We start from the raw sequence: 18,303 nt of genomic DNA, 5'->3' as shown, positions 1-18,303 counted from the left end.
GACGGGTCACAGGTCCGGCAGAGCGAACCGACGCTCCTCTGCCACTCTCGGTCTGCCGATCATAAGCCATGCCGTTTCCCCCGTTGAACCACACGTCGCGCCCCGAACCACCGGTGCCCTTCGGACCCGTGATGACACAAAGAAGGTCAAATGACCTCCCTAAGGGAAAGGTAACGTCAACTTGAGCGTGTGTTACTTACGGTAAAAAGCTATATGTAGCAGTCGCTTACGCGATAAAACGGCTTACCGTTATATTCTGGATGGATGGCAAAAATCGGGCTTTTTGGCTGTTTTCCTCATGCGGGTACGCGTCAGAGTTGTGAGCAAAAATCGCCCAAAATCAGGTTGCGCACGCAACTGAGTGGCAGCGATCCCACTCCCTGACAGCGCTTCGCACGGGCTTTAACCACTTGTTTACCGTGTCGATCGAAAGTGCCGAACGAAACCTTTCAGGCCGCGGCCGCTGACCGGATCTTCATGATCGACCAGGGTGCCGGGTTTCGACCGGCCCCGGCCGGTGCCTATCCGCGAGACCCTTCGGCCACCCTTGCGCAGAGCCCGCCATGCGACGGACCGCTCCTACCCTCGATGCCTTCGATCCGGAGCTGCGCGACGCCGCCCGGGAGGCAGCTCGGCGCGCCGGTCTGTCGGTGGACGAGTGGCTGGCGGAAGCGATCAGCGAAGGATCGGCCCGGGCGGGGGTGCGGCAGCAACCGCGCCGCGCCGCATCCGGATCCCGCCGCGGCCGCGGCGATGCGTTTCCGGCTCAAGCCTTCATGCCGGCCGATACCGGAGAGCACCCTCGGGGCGACCGATCCTGGCACCATGAGCCGCCCCGCGGCCATCGCCCGCGCCCGGCGCGCGGCCCGGTCGCCGAGCCGGTCCGCCACCAGCCCGTCCCCGCGCCGGCTCCCGCTACCGCCACCGCCATCCCGGCCGCGGCGATCCCGGCGGCGATCGCGGGCGACGCGGCCCTGATCGAGGCCGTTGCGGCGATCGGTCGGCGCCTCGATGCCATCGACCGCCGTATCACCGAGAGCCGGGAGGCCACCGACGAGGTGGTCGCGAAGGCGGTCAAGGGCATCGAGACCCGCCTGACCGAGGCTGCGCCCCATGGGCCGGCCCCGCGTCCGGCCGGACGGCGCAATCGCCCGGCGCCCGACAGCCTCGCCGCCGCGGTGGCGGAGATCCGCCAGCGCCAGCAGCAACTCGACGAGGGCTCGCCCGAGGAGGAGAGCGATCTCCTCGTCGACGGCCTGAGGCGCGACCTCGCCTGGGTCGTGGAGACCACCGAGGCCGCCGCCGACGCCCTCTCGCCGGCCATCGCGGGGCTGCAGGCCGAGACGTCGCGGCTGCGCGAATCGATCGGTTCGCTCGCGACGAGCGGCGACCTCGTCACGCTGGAGCAGGCCGTCCGCCCCCTCGCCGACGAGGTGCAGCGGGCCCGCGACCCCGCCGATCTCGTGGCGGTCGCCGGCCCGATCGACCTGATGCGCGTCCAGGTCGGCCGCCTCGCCGAGGAAGTCGCCGCCGACGTGCATGCCCGGGTGACGCAGGACGTCGAGCGTCTGGCCCGGCAAGCCGACGGTGCCCTCGATCCCGACCGGGCCGGCCTCGCCGACCGGGACGCGCTGGCCAAGCTTTTCGGCGAGCTCGACGAGATCCGCGCGCAGATCGCGATCCTGGCCGAGCCGGCCCGCGTGCAGAACCTGGCCCGCTCCGTCGACGAGCTGACCGAGACCGTGACCCGGCTCGGCAACGGCATGCTCGACAGCCCGGCCCTGATGAACGAGCTGCGGCCCCTCTTGGAGGAGATCCGCGAGGGCGTGCGCGCCCCGGCCGCCGATGCGCCGGCGCTGGTCCAGGGCATCGCCGACCTCGACCGCAAGATCGACGACCTGCGTGCCGAGCGCCGCGAGCAGCCGGATGCGGCCGGCGACATCCTCGGGCGCATCGACGCCCTCTCGGCGAAGGTCGATCAGGTCGCGGCGGTGAACACCGTCGGGGACGTGATGGAGCGGCTCGAGCAGATCGGCGAGACCCTGCGTCAGCCGGCCTTGCCGAGCGGCGATCTCGCGTCCATCCACGGCATGCTGCGCAGCCTCGCCGAGAAGCTCGACCGGGTCGGACCCGGGACCGGCGGCGAGACCCTCGACGGCCTCGAGCGTCAGGTCCTGGCCCTGGCCGGCCGCATCGACACCCGCGGCAGCGACCCGGCTCTCGCCGGCCTCGAGCGCACCATGGGCGACCTCCTGGCCCAGGTCGCGCTCCTGCGCGACGAGGCGCCGATCCAGGCCGCGGCCGAGCGCGCCGCCCGCAGCGTCGCCGATTCCCTCGGCGCCGAACGTCAGGGCGCGGCGGCGGCCGAAGGTCTCGGCGGGCTGCAGGCTGCGCTCGCCGACATGCGGATGCAGCAGGCCGCGTCCGACAAGCGCATGCAGGCGACGATGGAGGGGGTCCACGCCGCCCTCGAGCAGCTGGTCGCCCGGTTCGCCCCGGTCGAGACCCGCACCGAGGAGCCGGCGCCGGCTCTCGCCGCCCCCGCCCGCCGGACCGGGCGAAACCTCCGCGAGACTCTGCGCGAGAGCGCCGCGCCGGCGGAGCGCCCGGCCCCGCGGCTCGGCCCGGCGAGCCCCGCCGACGAGATGCTGGAGCCCGGTGCTTCCCGCCCGCGCCAGCCGCAACCGGCCCCATCCCAACCGGTCCAATCCGAGACCGCCACGCCCCTCGAGACGCCGGCCGGCGACATCAAGGCGAGCTTCATCGCCGCCGCTCGCCGCGCCGCCCAGGCCGCCGCCGCCGAGGCTGCCGGCACCGACGCGGCTTTCCCGGCCGCCGAGCGCCAGGGCGAGGCCCGCGGCAGCCTCGTCGAGCGGCTCCGGGCCGGGATCGAGCGCCGCCGCCGGCCGCTCCTCCTCGGCATCGCGGCGATCGTGCTCGCCCTCGGGACGCTGCAGGCCCTCCAGGGCTCGGGCGCCCGGCTCGGGAGCGCGACGGTCTCCCGCGAGGCGGCGGCGCCGTCCGATCCGGCCACGACCCAGTCGGTGGCGGCGCATGCCACCCCGAAGGCTCTCGGTGCCCACGGAGACGTGGCGGATGCGAAAGCTTCCTCCGCCAAGCCCGACGACCGGGCCGAGGCCGCCAGATCCGCCGACCCGTCCAAATCCGGTGACCCGGCAAAGCCCGGCGAGGTCGCCCAGTCGGCCGACGCGGCGAAGGCCGCGGATCTCGGCAAGTCGGCGGATCTCGGCAAGTCGGCGGAGCTTGGTAAGTCGGCGGAGCTTGGTAAGTCGGCGGAGCTTGGTAAGTCGGCGGAGCTTGGTAAGGCGGCCGATCTCGGCAAACCGATGGAGCCCGCGAAGTCCGCCCTGCCGCGGGTGGCCGACATGGCGTCCTTGAGCGGCGACCTATCCGGCATCCCGGCCGGCGCCGCCCCCCTGCGCAAGGCCGCCCTGGAGGGCGACGGGGCCGCGATCTACGAGCTTGCCAGCCGTGCCGTCGACGGTCGCGGCCTGCCGCGGGACGCGGCGCTCGCTGCCAAGCTGTTCGACCGTCTGGCGAGCGCCGGCTACGCTCCGGCGCAGTACCGCCTCGGCAGCCAGTACGAGAAGGGCCTCGGCCTCGTCCGCGACCAGGACAAGGCCCGGCTGTGGTATGGCCGCGCGGCGATCCAGGGCCATGTCCGGGCCATGCACAACCTCGCGGTGATGCTGGCCGAATCGGGTGCCGCCGGCGGCAAGCCCGATTACGCCTCCGCGTCGAACTGGTTCCGCAAGGCGGCCGAATACGGCGTGCGCGACAGCCAGTACAACCTCGCGGTGCTCCTCGCCCGCGGCCTCGGCGTCAACCAGGATCTGGCCCAGGCCTATGGCTGGTTCTCCGCCGCCGCGGCGCAGGGCGACGACGATGCCGGCCGCAAGCGCGACGAGGTCGCCGGCAAGCTGGCGCCGAAGGACCTGACGGCCGCCCGTGCCGCGGCCGAGGCCTGGAAGGCGAAGACCCCGGACCCGGCGGTGAACGATCCGCCGCCGATGCGGGTCGAGACCGCCTCGCCGGCCGGCGGGATGTCGCTGATCGGCGCACCGCCGCCCCTCACGACGGGCCGGGGGACCGGAAAGGTCTGATTGGGCGAATGATCGACGAAGGGCGCGGAGGAATCCGCGCCCTTCGTCGTTCCGGCATCCCGGGCTTCCGGCCCGGATCCTCGTCCGGTTTCCCCTGCGGCGAAAACATGGTCTAGGATCGGGATCCCGCGCCGTCCCGGACCGCTCCCGCGTTGCAGATCTACCTTCCGATCGCCGAGATGCCGGTCAGCGTCCTTGTCCTCATCGGGCTCGGCGCGGCGGTGGGGTTCATTTCCGGGCTGTTCGGCATCGGCGGCGGTTTCCTGATGACGCCGATCCTGATCGTGATGGGCATCCCGCCGGCCATCGCCGTCGCGACCCAGACCGCGCCGATCGTCGCCTCGTCGGCGACCAGCGTTCTGGCGGCGCTTCGCCGCAACGCCCTGGATCTGCGCCTCGGCCTCGTCCTGGTGCTGGGGGGCTTTGCCGGGACGAGCCTCGGCGTCTGGTTCTTCGCCGCCATGCGGCGGGCCGGCCAGCTCGACCTCGTCATCACGGTCGCCTACGTCACGCTGTTCACGGTGGTGGGTGGGCTGATGCTCGCCGAATCGGTGCGCGGGTTCTGGGCGAGGCGGCGCGGCCGGGCGCGGCCCGCACGGCTCGGCGGCGATCACGCCGCCTACATGGCCTGGCCGCTGCGGATGAGGTTTCCCCGCTCGCGGCTCTACGCCAGCGTGATCCCGATCCTGGGCCTTGCCCTGTTCGTGGGCTTTGCCGGCGCGGTGCTGGGCATCGGCGGCGGCTTCATCCTGGTGCCGGCGCTCCTCTACCTCATGCGGGTCCCGACCGGCGTGGTGGTGGGCACCTCGCAGTTCCAGATCCTGTGCACCAGCTTCGTCGCCCTGGTGCTGCATGCGACCCAGAACCAGGCGGTCGACATCGTGCTGGCGGTGATCCTGATCGTCGGCGGGGTCTTCGGCGCGCAGTTCGGCGCGCGGGCCGGCCGCAACCTGCGCTCGGAATATTTCCGGTTCCTGCTCGCGATCCTGGTCCTGGCGGTGGGTCTGCGCTTCGCGGTCGAGCTGGTGCTACGGCCCGCGGAGCCGTTCTCGATCGTGGTCCAGGAGGCGCGCTGATGCGCGTCGGATCGACCCTCGTCGTAAGAGGGGGAAACCCGCCCCAGCACCGTCCACGGGTGGTTTGCCGGGCGGCCCTGATGGTTCTGGGCCTCCTCTCCATCGGCCCGGCGCAGGCCGAATCCCTGGTGGTGAGCCTGTCGTTCAATCGACTCGCCGTCACCTCGACCTACACGGGGACCTCGGTCGCGGTCTTCGGCGCGGTCGAGCGCGACGGCCAGGCGGCGGCGCGCTCCGGCGGCTACGACGTGGTGGTGACGATCCGAGGGCCCCGCCAGTCGCTCACGGTGCGCGAGAAGGAGGCGCTCGGGCCGGTCTGGATCAACCGGGCCCAGCAGAAATTCGCCGAGGTGCCGAGCTTCCTGGCAGTCCTGTCCTCGCGGGCCCTGCCCGATCTCGCCGACGCGGCGACGCGCCGGCGCCTGCGGCTCGGCCTCTCGGCCATCGTCGCCGCCCCCGACCTGACCCTGGCGGCGCCGGTGCCGGACGATCCCTTTCGCGAGGCGCTGCTGCGCCTGCGCCGGCGCGAGCGGCTGTTCACCGAGACCGCGTCCGGGGTGCGCTTCCTGTCGCCCACGGTGTTTCGCGCCACCGCGCCGCTGCCGGCCACCGCGCCGGTCGGCGCCTACGACGTCGAGGTGGTGCTGCTGGCCGGCGGCGTGCCGCTCGCCCGGCACGAAGGGCGGTTCGATCTCGTCAAGTCGGGGATCGAGCAGGGGATCGCGACATTCGCCCGCGATTGGTCGCTGGCCTACGGGCTTGCCGTCGGGGCGCTGGCGCTCATCTCCGGCTGGCTCGCCAGCGTGATCTTCCGGAGAGATTGATGCCCCGCACCTCGTCCCCCGCCGCCCTGATCCTCGGGGCTGCGGGCCTGATCCCCTTCCTGGGCCTCTCCGCGCTGGTGATCCTCGGCCAGTCGCCGTTCGGGGTCGCGCCGCGTCCGCTGCTCGCCGCCTACGGCGCCGTCATCGCCTCGTTCCTCGGCGGCCTGCGCTGGGGCGCGGCCGCCGCCTCGCCGGAGGGGCGAGGCGCCGACTACGCCGTCGCGGTGGTGCCCTCGCTCGTCGCCTGGGCGGCGTTGTTCGCGCCGGCCCCCTGGGACCTCAGGGCGCTCGGCGCCCTGGTCCTCGCCTGGGGCCTCGTCGACCAGGACCTGCCGCGGCGCGGGCTGGTGCCGGCCTGGCTCGGACGCTTGCGGCTGGTGCTGTCGGGCGTGGCTGGGCTGGCGTTGCTGGCGGCGGGCTTTCTAAGTGCGTCATAGTATCGCGTCGACAATCGGCCAGCAAAGCGCCCTGGGCAAAGCTGGAAGATGATCGCTGGAGCATTTTCCGACGAAGTGGATACTGGTTCGTCTAAGAAATGCGGCAAAATCGAAGGCCTGGAGAGCTTTGCGATTGCTACGCAATCGTGAAGTGCTCTAGTGGTCGTTTCCTTCGTATATCCACATGGGGACGGTGTTTCCGGCCCTAGAAAAACCCACAGATTGATAGAAATTAACTGCATTAAACTCTGAAACTATTATGTGCTGATGAAAATCTTTATATATTTCCTTCAACTGCCGAATGATCTCTCTTCCCACGCCGCGGCCGTGATAATCAGGCAAAACGAGAAGATGAGGGTAATATACCACGAGACAGCCGTCCGAAATCGCATTTCCTAAGCCGATCAACCTATCCTCGCTCCAAGCGGAGATTACGTTTTCGGAGTTTTTCAAAGCCTTCAGCAATATTTCCGGCTTTTGCGCCGAAGACCATCCATTTGACTTATAGAGATTGACGATATCGACAATGGGAAGCTCTTTGGTTGATCGATAGTCGATAACGCCCATTCTCCCCTCCTGACGACGGGCTCGCCCATTGGCGCAACGATCATCGGCATACTCGCTGTTCAGGTCGTCGGCAGCAAGGAGGATCCATTGGCCACGGATCGCGGCGATGTCTGCGTCGATGATGGCGGGCTCCAAGGCCGATGGGACGCTTTCCGGCCAATTCATACAGAGAGCCGCTTTCAACGGCCGCAGGTCTGATTCGATATCCGCTTCGCGACGCGATCAGGCGGAAAGCGGATGATCACTCCCGCGTCAGCATCGTCCGGCTGATCGCGAAGACCCGCCCGTCGCCGATCAGGTGGGCGGTGAACCCGCCGGGGAAGAGGTCGTCGAACACCTTGTCGCGGACGTTGAGCCCGCCGGTGAGCGCCCCGAAGGCCGGCATCACCAGGCGGGTGCCGTCGAGGACGAAGCAGCGCCGGCGCACCGCGCGGCCGCGCATCGCCACCTTGCCGATCGGGTGGAAATGGCCCGCGACCTCACCGATCTCGGGCTTGTCCGCCGGCTCGTGCCGGAGCATCAATCCGCCGACCGTGAGGGTGTCGGCGAAGCGGCCGCCGACGCCGTCCTGCACCGCCCGGTCGTGGTTGCCGGAGATCCAGATCCAGTCGCGGCCCTCCTGCAGGGCGGCGATGAGCGCCCGGTCGGCGACGTCGAGGCGGGCCGGCCCCTGCGCGTCGTGGAAGGAATCGCCCAAGCACACCACGCAGGCCGGGTCGAGGCGGGCCACCGCCTCGTGCAGGTTCGCCAGGGTCTCGCGGGTGTCGTAGGGCGGCAGGAACTGGCCCGAGCGGGCGGCGAAGGCCGAGCCCTTCTCGAGGTGCAGGTCGGAGACGACGAGGGTCCGATGCTCCGGCAGCCACAGGGCGCCGCTGAGGTCGAGGATCAGGGTCTCTCCGGCGAGCGTCGCGCCGGGGGTCTTGTGGGTCTTCTCGAGCTTCAGCGACACGGCCACGGTGATCGTCTTCCTGTGCCGGAGCGGGGCGCCCTCCGGTCTCTGTTCTGTCACGCCAGCGCCTCGCCGAGCAGAGCCGCCTCGGCTTCGGCCAGGATCTCGTCCGCTCCCTCGCCGTAGACCCGCTCACGCCCGATCTCGAGCATGACGTTGACGGCGAGCGGAGAAACCCGGTCGAGGGCCTTGTGGATGATTCGCCCCTGGATGCGCGCAAGCATCATACCGAGGCGGGTCACGTCGAGGAGTCCGGTTGCCGCATCCTGGCGGGCGGCCCGCAAGAGCAGGTGGCCGGGCTGGTGCTTGCGCAGCACGTCGTAGATCAGGTCGGTCGAGATCGTGACCTGCCGCCCGGTCTTGCGCAGGCCCGGATGCCGGCGCTCGATCAGCCCGGCGATCACCGCGCATTGCCGGAAGGTGCGCTTCATCATCGCCGATTCGTCGAGCCATTCCTCCAGGTCGTCGCCGAGCATGTCCTCGGCAAACAACCCGTCGAGGAAGCCGGGCTCGCGGGCGATGCGCTCCGACAGGTCGCGGGTGCAAAACACCGCGAGGCCGTAATCGTTGGCGGCAAAGCCCAGCGGCCGCATCCCGGACCGCTCCAGACGCCGCGTCAGCAGCATGCCGAGGGTCTGGTGGGCGAGCCGCCCCTCGAACGGGAAGCAGGCGAGGTAATAGCGGTTCGCCCGCGGAAAGGTCTCCACCAGGAGGTCGCGGGGGCCCGGCAGCACCGAGCGGCGGCGCTGCTGCACCAGGTAGTCGGCGACCTGCGCCGGCAGCCGGTCCCACTCGAACGGATCGGCGATCAGCGCCCGCACCCGGGCGGCGAGGAAGGTCGAGAGCGGGAATTTCGAGCCGGCATAGCTCGGGATCGCCGGGTCGGTGCCGGGCGCGCCGCGGGTGACCAGCGCCTCGTCCTCGTGCAGGCCCTCGAAGCGCAGGATCTCGCCCGCGAACAGGAAGGTGTCGCCCACCGTCAGCGTCTCGGCGAAATCCTCCTCGATCTCGCCGAGCACCCGGCCCCCCGCCGGCAGCACGGCGCCGGGCTTGGTCCGGTTGCGCCGGGCGAGCCGCACCTTGACCTTGGTCGATTCGATGATCGTGCCGACATTCATCCGGTACTGTTGCGCGGTCCGGGCGTCGCGCACCCGCCACAGCCCGTCCGGCCCGCGCAGGATCTTGGCGAAGCGCTCATAGGCCCGCAAGGCGTAGCCGCCGGTGGCGACGTAATCGAGGACCAGGGCGAAATCCTCGCGGGTCAGATCGGCATAGGGGGAGGCGGCCCGGACCTCGTCGTAGAGGTCGTCCTCCGAGAAGGCCCCGGCGCAGGCCATGCCCAGCACGTGCTGGGCCAGCACGTCGAGGGCGCCGATGCGCGGATCGGGCGTGTCCTGCGCCGCCTCCTCGACCGCGTCGAGGGCAGCGCGGCATTCGAGCATCTCGAAGCGGTTGGCGGGCACCAGATAGGCCTTGGACGGCTCGTCCATCCGGTGGTTGGCCCGGCCGATCCGCTGCATGATCCGGCTCGCCCCCTTCGGCGCCCCGATATTGATCACGAGGTCGACGTCGCCCCAGTCGATACCGAGATCGAGGGTCGCGGTGCAGACCACGGCCCGGAGCACGCCGGCCGCCATCGCGGCCTCGACCTTCCGGCGCTGGGTGGCGTCGAGGGAGCCGTGATGGAGCGCGATCGGCAGTCCGTCGTCGTTGAGGTTCCAGAGTTCCTGGAAGGTGTACTCGGCCTGGAGCCGGGTGTTGACGAAAACCAGCACCAGCTTGTGGCGGCGTATGAGATCGTACACCGCCGGCATCGACTGCCACGCCGTGTGCCCGGCGAGCGGCAGGGTGCGGCCGGTCTCCAGCATGTGCAGGTCGGCGCGCGCCCCGCCCTCGACGGTGATGAGGTCGGCCATCGCTGCTTCCGGGTATTGCGGCACCAGGTAGCGCCGCAGCGCGTCGGGCTCGCGCACCGTCGCCGACAGGCCGGTCATGGCGAGCCCCGGAGCGAGGCGATGCAGCCGGGCCAGCCCGAGGCTCAGGAGGTCGCCGCGCTTCGAGGTGACGAGGGCGTGCAGCTCGTCGAGCACCACCCGCTTGAGGCCGCGAAACAGCTCGGCCGCCTCGCGGTGGGCGATCAGCAAAGCCAGCTGCTCGGGGGTGGTGAGCAGGATGTGGGGCGGGCGCGCGACCTGCCTCGTGCGCTTGTGCGATGGAGTGTCGCCGGTGCGGGTCTCGATCCGGATTCGTTGCTCCAGCCCGATTCCCGCGACCGGCGCTTCGAGGTTGCGGGCGATGTCGACCGCGAGCGCCTTCAGGGGCGAGATGTAGAGCGTGTGCAGGCCCCCCTTGCCGCTGCCCTCGGCCAGTTCGACCAGGGTCGGCAGGAATCCGGCGAGCGTCTTGCCGGCCCCGGTCGGCGCCACCAGCAGGGCCGAGCGCCGGCTCTGCGCCGCCGCCAGCAGGGCGAGCTGGTGCGGCCGCGGGGCCCAGCCGCGCGCCGCGAACCAATCCGCGAAGGCGGGCGGCAAGGTGGCCGGCAAGGCGGGCGACGGCCCGGGCGCAGTCGTCCCGGTCGCGGGCGGCGCGCCGGAGGGCGCCTTGCGGGAGCGGGACTTGCGGGCCGGTGCGGCGGGGGAGGAGGTCTTGGGCACGCCCGGGATGTAGCGCGCGGGGCGGTTTCGTGGGATGGCGGCGCGATCGATCGTTCGCACAGGTTCTCGGGAGCGCCCGTCGTGGGTCTCGAATGCACGCCCTGGATCACCCTCGACGAGTCCGAACTCGACGAGAGCTTCGTGCGCGCCTCCGGCCCGGGCGGCCAGAACGTCAACAAGGTGTCGTCCGCGGTGCAGCTGCGCTTCGACGTGCGCCGCTCGCCCTCGCTGCCCAACGCCGTGGCGATCCGCCTGATGAAGCTCGCGGGGCGCCGCCTCACCGCGGACGGCGTCCTGGTCATCACCGCCCAGAACCACCGCACCCAGGAGCGCAACCGCGCCGAGGCGCGGGAGCGCCTCGTCGACCTCGTCCGCGAGGCCGCCGTGCCGCCGACCCCGCGCCGCCCGACCCGTCCGACCCTGGCCTCGAAGAAGCGCCGGCTGGAGGACAAGGGCCGCCGCGGGGACGTGAAGAAGTTGCGGGGCGGCAAGCCCGGCTTCGACTGACGAGGCCGCCGCCGGCGACGGTCACGCCGCCGCGGGACCGAGATCGCGGTCGTTATGGTCGCGTACGGAGATTTCGGTATCTGTCAGAACTTCAAGGACTTGTGCCTTAGGGGAAGCTTCACGCTTAGGCGGCCAAGCTTCGCGACAGTCTCGTCCTGCTCAGCGACCCCGCCATGAAGATTTCGGCCTCCTCCTCGGCCGCCCGGCCGCCCCTCGCCAGGATGTCGGTATCCTGGGTCCTCTGCCTCGTCGTCGGGCTGATGGGTGTGCTGCTGCTCGCCCAGGCCACCGGCGCGCTCGTCGGGGCCGCCCGCGAGCAGGCGGAGGCGGGCAAGGTGGTCACCCTGTCGGTCGGCAGCCGCGCCCTCCTGGGCACGCTGCTGGCGAACCGGCTCGAGCGCGGTACCGCGCTGACGGCGCTCGGTACCGAGGCCGCGGCGGCCCCGGACATGCGGGCCGCCCTCGCCAAGGGACGCGCGGCGGCGGACAAGGGTTTTGCCGACACCGTGGCGGCCCTGGAGGGCACCGACCAGCCGACGGTCGCCGCCACCCTCGGCCGGCTGCGCGAGGTGCAGGCCGCCCTCGTCGCCCTGCGCCCGCGCATCGACGCCGCCCTGGACCGGGCCCGGACCGACCGGGAGGCCTCGATCCTCGCCGACGCCACGGCCGCCTACGGCGCGCTCCTCGACGGCCTGTCGGCGACGACGGACGCGGTCGATACGGCGATCAGCTCCTCCGATCCGGCGATGCGAGCGGCCCGGCTGGTCAAGCGGTCGGCCTGGGCGACCCGGGTGGCGGCCGGCGGGGCCGCCCTGCGCCTCCAGACCGGCGTGGCGAACCCGGCCTCGTGGTCGCCCGCCGGCACGCTCGCGGCCGCCGAGGATCGCGGGCGGGTCGACCAGACCTGGGCCGGCGCCGTCGATGCCGTCGCCCGTGTCCCCGATGGACCGATCCGGGCCGCCTTCGAGACCGCGCAGGCGCGCAACTTCTCCGCCGCCGCCAAGGAGGAGCGCCGCGCCCTCGCCGAGGCCCTGGGCGCCGGGCGGCCGGTCGGGATCGCGATCCAGGACCTGCGCCGGCGCGACACCGACAACCAGGCCACCATCGTCGACCTCGCCAACGTCGCCCTCGACGCGATGGTGGACCGGGCCCGGATCCTCTCGGACGACGCGAAGCGGACGGTGATCCGCAACGGCGCGATCCTCGCCGCCGCCCTGCTCCTGGCGGTCCTCGGCCTTCTCTGCATCGTCCGCGGCGTGCTGCGGCCGATCCGGGCGATGACCCGCAGCATGGGCGACCTCGCCGCGGGCCGGCTCGACGCCGTGGTCCCGGGGATCGATCGTCGCGACGAGATCGGCGCGATGGCCGCGGCGGTGCAGGTGTTCAAGACCACGATGATCCAGTCCCGCCGCCTGGAGGCCGAGACCGCCCAGGCGCGTCTCTCGGCGGAGGCGCAGCGCCTCGCCGGGATGCGCGAGCTGGCCGACCGCCTCGAGGCCACGGTCGGCGAGGTGGTCGACACGGTGTCCGCCTCGGCGACCCAGCTCCAGGCGACGGCCCGCTCGATGACCGCGGTCGCGGCCCGCACGACGGACGAATCCGGCGCGGCCTCGGGCGGCGCCCAGGCAGTGTCCGGCCGCATCGACAGCGTCGCCGACGCCGCCGGGCGGCTCGGCCAATCCGTCGCCGAGATCGGGCGGCGCGCCTCGGCCTCGGCGGATCTCGCCCGGACCGCGACCGACGAGGCGGGCCGCACCGCCGCCCTGGTGCAGGCGCTGGACGGCGCGGTCGCCAAGATCGGCGACGTGGTCGGCATCATCGCCTCCATCGCCGGCCAGACCAACCTGCTGGCGCTCAACGCCACCATCGAGGCGGCCCGTGCCGGCGAGGCGGGGCGCGGCTTCTCGGTCGTCGCCGCCGAGGTCAAGGAACTCGCCCACCAGACCGCCAAGGCCACCGACGAGATCTCCTCGCAGATCGCCCGGATCCAGGATTCGACCGCTCAGGCGGTGTCGGCGATCGGCGGCTTCGGCACGCGCATCCGCGAGATCAGCAGCGTGACGCGCTCGATCGCCGTCGCGGTCGAGGAGCAGGGCGCCGCCACCCGCGACATCGTCCACAACGCCTCGCATGCCGCGAACGGCGCCCGGGTGGTGACGCAGACCATCGACGGCGTCGCCGCCACGGCGGGCGAGACCGGCACGGCCGCCGACCACGTGCTCGCCGCGGCCTCGGCCCTGTCGCACCAGTCCGAGGACCTGCGCCAGGGCGTCTCCCGCTTCCTGGAGCGCGTGCGGGCGGCGTGAGCCGTTTGAGGGTCCCACCGAATCGCGGAAGAACGTTGGTGGGTCCAGGCACGGGAAAACACGCAGCCTCGCCCCGGATCGCGGGGCTGCCGGGACAGACGAGGGTTCCGCGACGAGGGCCCTCGCCCGGATCCGGGCACCCGAGAAGCGTCACCAGAAGGAAGAGCGATCCGACAGGCAATGGCGAATGACGCTGAGGGGCGGAGCGCGGCGAACGGGGAAACCGGATTGCAGCCCGCGGAATACCGCCGGCTACTCGATTATCTTGCGGACCTCTCAATTATTGACCATTAAAATAACATTATTACCCTATGCGATAGTCGGTTCGATGGCATTGTTGTCAATCGTACAAGGGCATCGCCCGATCGCAATGCAGTCGGACGATGCTCTAGATATTTATTTTGCGGCACATTCCGCGACAGGCGGTCCCTGCTTCGTCGGAAAATGCTACGCCGCCCCTTCGATCTCGCTCATGCTAAGGAGCTTGAACTTGGCCAGGAACCCGAGCAGGCCGATTCCCCACGTGTACGGGACCGTACCCTCCGACATCAGCTTTTCATGATAATCAGGATTGCTTTTATAATTAAGCAAATTGCCGTGAAACTCTCCGTCTTTGTACATGTCGTATGAAACTCCGATGTAGTCCAGGCCCGCTTCATCCTCTGGGCGGCTGAATGTAATATTTCCGTTTTTCAACGCCGCATCCAGCGACATTTGAATTCGATAGCCCATCATGGCGCTTTCGAGAGACTTCCGACTGACGGGCGTCATTCCGTCGACATGGGATAGCGCATATTGTGTATTTTCGTCTTCAAAGGCGTTTTTGTAATATTGATACATTTCTTTATATTTTTGTTTATAGTTCTCCAGCGTCAAGCTAATGCTCCGTCTGGCCTCCTCTTCGAAGGCGGCGGTTGACAATCTTGGGGCGTAATGGGCGACCCAGCCATCGGCACCCAATCCACGCATGAACGCCTCGTCGCTCTTTGGGATCGGCTCGTGCAGCATCTTGTCCGGCAACTTGATGTAGGGGGCTGGCGCCACGAACCTCATGGCGTTCCGCTCCGCGGGGCTGAGGGACGCCAGTGCGGACGGCGATAGGCGGTTATCGAGCGTCTTCAGGGTCGTCATCGCGTCCAGGACCCGGTTTGAGAGGGCCTTGGCCGCCTGGGACGTTGCATCGAAGGCCGGCCAAGCCTTCGCGGCCTTGGCCGGCGCCGCTGTCGCGATCACGTCATTCAGGATTTTCAGAGCCGTGGCACTTGATGTCATCCGGATCTCGGGGACTGCGTTCGCCGATATCATTCGCCACTCTCCCGCTCGAAGCTCAATGAAACTGAATTTGGAAATAATTTAAATTAGTTAATATTTGGTTAGATATGTGTTTTTATTTCAAAAATTGGTGGATTTGCCCGCATAAGAATACATAAGCAACATTTGAACTTACAAAAAATCACAATACTGGACCCAAACGAACGCCATCCCTATCGAATCGATCATTGTTGACTCGGTTGATACACGCAGAGACATCTTTAGCCCGTTTATACAGAAGCATATCAGTAAAAATCAGTTAGAGTCTAGGAAAGATATCTCCTCACATGCCCCCTGTCATGACGGCTGAGTACGTTGCAGGCGTGGTGTATATTTTAAATTATAGATTAAAATCATACAATTACTCGCGCCATGAGCTCGAAACTGGGTCGCCCCAAGACTCGTTTAGACAATCACGGGTGGTGAGGTCGTCCGATCACGCGCGAGCCGGTACCGCCCCCCGTCACCGCACCGTCAAGGAGGCGTGCTTGCCTCGGCGCGGACCAACGCGCAGCCTCGCCCCGGTGGCAGGGTTGTCACGAGGATGAGGCGGCGATGACGGATCACATTGCTCTGACCCGGCGCACCACCCTGGCCGGGGCGACCGCCCTGGCCCTGGCGCCCCTCGCGGCCCTGGCGCAGGGCGCTCCGGCCGACGGGCCGGCAAACGGGCGGGGGCCCGCACAGGTCACCGGCCTCGTCTACGAGGATCGCGGCGCCAAGGGCCGGCGCGGGCCCGACGATCCGGGGCTGCCCGACGTGCTGGTCTCGAACGGCCGCGAGGTGGTCCGCACCGACGCGCAGGGACGCTACACCCTGCCGATCGGCGACGAGGCGGTGATCTTCGTCGTCAAGCCGACGGGCTTCGCCCTGCCGCTCGGGCCCGACGGGCTGCCGCACTTCTCCTGCCTGCACCAGCCGGCCGGCACCCCGCCGGACCTCGCCCTGCGCTATCCCGGCATCGCGCCGACCGGGCCGCTGCCGGCTTCCGTCGATTTCGGCCTGGTGCGCCGCCCGGAGAGCGGCGACTTCGAGGTCGTACTGTTCACCGACCCGCAGCCGGAGAGCCACGCCGAGCTGACCTTCGTGCGGGACACGGCGGTCGCCCGGGTGCTTGGCACGCCCGGGGCGTTCGACACGGTCGCCTTCGGCATGACCACCGGCGACATCCTCTTCGACGACCTCTCGCTCTATCCGCGCCAGAACCGGATCATCGCGCAGATCGGCGTGCCGTGGTTTCATATCGGCGGCAACCACGACCTCAACTTCGAGGCGCCGGACGACCATTATTCCCGCGAGACCTTCAAGCGCACTTTCGGGGCGCCGTACTACGCGCTGGAACACGGCGGCGTGCTGTTCCTGATGCTCGACAACGTGAATTATCTCGGCGCCCACACCGCCAATGCGGGACGGGGCGGGCGCTACGAGGGCCGGATCGGCGAGCGCCAGCTCGCCTTCGTGGAGAATCTCCTGGGGCAGACCCCCGCCGACCGCCTCGTGGTGGTGGCGATGCATATCCCGCTGACGAACGATCTCGGGCCCGACGATCCCGCCAACAGCACCGCCGACCGGGCGCAGCTGCTGCGGCTCCTCGCCGGGCGGCCGTCGGTCAGCGTCTCGGGCCATACCCACACCACCGAGCACCATTACCTCGGCCCGGACGGCCGGGCCGGTGCCACCGGCGAGGACGCCCACCATCACCACATCCTCACCGCCGTCTCGGGCTCGTGGTGGAGCGGCCCGCCGGACCGGCGCGGGATCGCCACCGCCGACAGCCGCGACGGGACGCCGCACGGCTTCCACGTGCTCAGCATCACCGGCGGCCGGCGCTACACCACCCGCTACGTCCCGGCGAGCGACGATGCGGGCCGCCAGATGCGGATCGTGCTGGAGAGCCAGTTCCACGCCGACGACCTCGCCCGGCTGCCCGACACACGGCTCTACGAGCTTCTCGGCGCCACGATTCCGGCCGAGAGCGCGGCGGGGATGAACGTGGTGGTCAACCTGTTCGACGGCGGGCCGCGCAGCCGGGTCTCGTTCCGCATCGGCGACGGGCCGCTGATGCCGATGACCCGGACGCGCCGGCCCGACCCGTTCGTCGCCGCGCTCTATGCCCGCAACGCCGCCACCAAGAAGAGCTGGGTGAAGGCCGAGCCGTGCTCGCATCTCTGGGTCGCGCGGCTGCCGCGGGACCTGAGGGCCGGCACCCACCGCCTCACCGTCGAGGCGACCGACGAGTACGGCCGGCCGCATCGCGACGGGCTGGTGCTCGAACTCGTCGACGGCGCGGCACGAGCCGGATAGCGAGCCGCGCCCCGAAGCGCGTCAAGGCCGGCTCTCGCGAGGCTGGTGGTTCCCGAGCTGCCGATCGGACGCCGCCGATCAGAGCCGGCTCGGGAACGAGATCACGGCGTCCACCGTGTCCTTCACGGTGTCCTTGATCGCCCGGCCGGCCGGGGCGAGGTCGGGCAGGGGCACCCCGAGGAAGCGGGTCGGCTCCTCGGCCGGGGCCGCGGCGGGAGGTTGGGCGGCAGCGGTACGCTGATGCGCCTCCGGCTTCTCGCGCCGGGGCGCCGGCTTCTCCGCGGCGACGCGCTCGACCGGGCGCTTCTCGGCGGCGGCCTTCTCGCCGGCCGGCTTTGCCGAAGCGGGCCGGGGCGTCTCGGCCTTCGCCTCCCGGGCATGGACCGGCTTCGCGGCCTTCCCCTCGGCCACCGTCTCGCGCGGTGGGGTGGCGGGCTTCGCCGGGACCGCCCGGGCCGGGGGCAGCGGTGTGGATTCCGCCGAACGCGCACGCGCCGGCACCGCGCGGGGCGTCACGGCCTCGCGGCCCGCTGCCGCCTCGCGGCCCGTTGCCGCCTCGCGGGACATTGCCACCTCGCGGGGCGTGGCGACATCCCGGGCCGCGACGGTCTGACGGGGCGTCTCCGGCACCTTGGCGACGGTCGCCGGCGCCGTCACCAGGGCCGTCCCTGTCGCGGCCACGTCGGCGGCAGGCGATACCAGGGGGACGGGCGGCACGGCCGGCTTCGGGTCCAGCAGGGCGACGGGTGCGGAAGGCGGCGCTGCCGGCGGAATCTCGACCTTGCGCACGGTCGGGGGAGGGGTCGTGCGCAGGGCCGGAATGCCGTCCTTGATCTCGGGCATGTCGGCGACGCGGCCGAAATGGACCTCCGTCGGCCGCGGCCGCAGCAGGGCACTCACCGATGGATAGGCCGCGGCGGCGAGGCCCGCGCAGCCGCCGATCCCGACCACGGCCAGGGCGGCCAGCATCGCCGGACGGCCGAGACGCGGGAATGCGCGCCCCGCCGCATCGTTGCGGGGCGTACGCACCTCGGACGGGTCGATCTCCACTGGCATCATGGTGCGGGCTCTCCGTTGACCTGCCCTCAACCATGAACAGAACCGCCGAATCAGGCGTGAAGATGTCGGGGAAAAGCCCCGGACCTGTGGATAACGTGCGGTTGACGATCCGGTACCGGCCGCGCACCGCGATTGACAGGCCGCTGCGTGTCAGCGCTTGTGCACGCGGAGCGGGGGCGTCGGGA

At 70.1% G+C, this 18,303-nt stretch carries 12 protein-coding genes; 7 read left to right on the top strand and 5 right to left on the bottom strand.

Annotated features, from left to right (window positions below):
• The first annotated feature begins 563 nt into the window (after positions 1-563).
• The 4 genes from QR78_RS02690 (at position 564) to QR78_RS02675 (ending at position 6,461) form a co-directional block, all read left to right on the top strand.
• On the top strand, positions 564-4,124 hold the full coding sequence (locus QR78_RS02690; protein WP_048425940.1) for an SEL1-like repeat protein: 3,561 nt from the start codon (positions 564-566) through the stop codon (positions 4,122-4,124).
• A gap of 152 nt (positions 4,125-4,276) precedes the next feature.
• Positions 4,277-5,200, top strand: coding sequence for a sulfite exporter TauE/SafE family protein (locus QR78_RS02685; protein WP_048425939.1), 924 nt, complete (start codon positions 4,277-4,279; stop codon positions 5,198-5,200).
• 80 nt (positions 5,201-5,280) lie between these two features.
• Positions 5,281-6,024 (top strand): TIGR02186 family protein, encoded by a 744-nt coding sequence (locus QR78_RS02680; protein WP_048425957.1) that lies wholly within the window; start codon positions 5,281-5,283, stop codon positions 6,022-6,024.
• Positions 6,024-6,461, top strand: a complete 438-nt coding sequence (locus QR78_RS02675; protein WP_048425938.1) for a DUF3429 domain-containing protein — start codon at positions 6,024-6,026, stop codon at positions 6,459-6,461. Before QR78_RS02680 ends, QR78_RS02675 begins: the two co-directional genes overlap by 1 nt.
• Positions 6,462-6,617: 156 nt before the next feature.
• On the opposite strand, the gene QR78_RS32345 is transcribed toward QR78_RS02675, so the two are convergent.
• The 3 genes from QR78_RS32345 to QR78_RS02665 form a co-directional block, all read right to left on the bottom strand.
• Entirely contained in the window at positions 6,618-7,163 is a 546-nt protein-coding gene (locus QR78_RS32345; RefSeq protein WP_202972672.1) for a GNAT family N-acetyltransferase, read from the bottom strand.
• Between the two features lie 106 nt (positions 7,164-7,269).
• Positions 7,270-7,983, bottom strand: coding sequence for a ligase-associated DNA damage response endonuclease PdeM (gene pdeM, locus QR78_RS02670; protein ID WP_048425937.1), 714 nt, complete (start codon positions 7,981-7,983; stop codon positions 7,270-7,272).
• 50 nt (positions 7,984-8,033) lie between these two features.
• On the bottom strand, positions 8,034-10,520 hold the full coding sequence (locus QR78_RS02665) for a ligase-associated DNA damage response DEXH box helicase (protein ID WP_048425956.1): 2,487 nt from the start codon (positions 10,518-10,520) through the stop codon (positions 8,034-8,036).
• Positions 10,521-10,712: 192 nt separating this feature from the next.
• Here QR78_RS02665 and arfB point away from each other — a divergent pair, with 192 nt between their 5' ends.
• Complete coding sequence (gene arfB, locus QR78_RS02660) at positions 10,713-11,138, top strand: alternative ribosome rescue aminoacyl-tRNA hydrolase ArfB (protein ID WP_048425936.1); 426 nt, start codon at positions 10,713-10,715, stop codon at positions 11,136-11,138.
• Between the two features lie 173 nt (positions 11,139-11,311).
• Positions 11,312-13,444 (top strand): methyl-accepting chemotaxis protein, encoded by a 2,133-nt coding sequence (locus tag QR78_RS02655; RefSeq protein ID WP_179945798.1) that lies wholly within the window; start codon positions 11,312-11,314, stop codon positions 13,442-13,444.
• A 447-nt stretch (positions 13,445-13,891) separates the two neighbouring features.
• Here the strand turns inward: QR78_RS02655 and QR78_RS33785 are convergent, their stop codons facing one another.
• Complete coding sequence (locus QR78_RS33785) at positions 13,892-14,749, bottom strand: hypothetical protein (RefSeq protein ID WP_125900899.1); 858 nt, start codon at positions 14,747-14,749, stop codon at positions 13,892-13,894.
• Between the two features lie 561 nt (positions 14,750-15,310).
• Between QR78_RS33785 and QR78_RS02645 the strand changes: the two genes are divergently transcribed.
• Positions 15,311-17,059 carry a calcineurin-like phosphoesterase C-terminal domain-containing protein gene (locus QR78_RS02645; protein ID WP_048425934.1) on the top strand — a complete coding sequence of 583 codons (1,749 nt, stop codon included), beginning with the start codon at positions 15,311-15,313 and terminating at the stop codon, positions 17,057-17,059.
• A 78-nt stretch (positions 17,060-17,137) separates the two neighbouring features.
• Here QR78_RS02645 and QR78_RS02640 read toward each other — a convergent pair whose 3' ends face one another.
• Positions 17,138-18,118, bottom strand: coding sequence for a hypothetical protein (locus QR78_RS02640; RefSeq protein WP_048425933.1), 981 nt, complete (start codon positions 18,116-18,118; stop codon positions 17,138-17,140).
• Positions 18,119-18,303: the final 185 nt, after the last annotated feature.

Source organism: Methylobacterium indicum (assembly GCF_001043895.1).
Taxonomy (GTDB): Bacteria; Pseudomonadota; Alphaproteobacteria; order Rhizobiales; family Beijerinckiaceae; genus Methylobacterium; species Methylobacterium indicum.
This window is presented reverse-complemented; position numbering and strand designations above follow the sequence as displayed.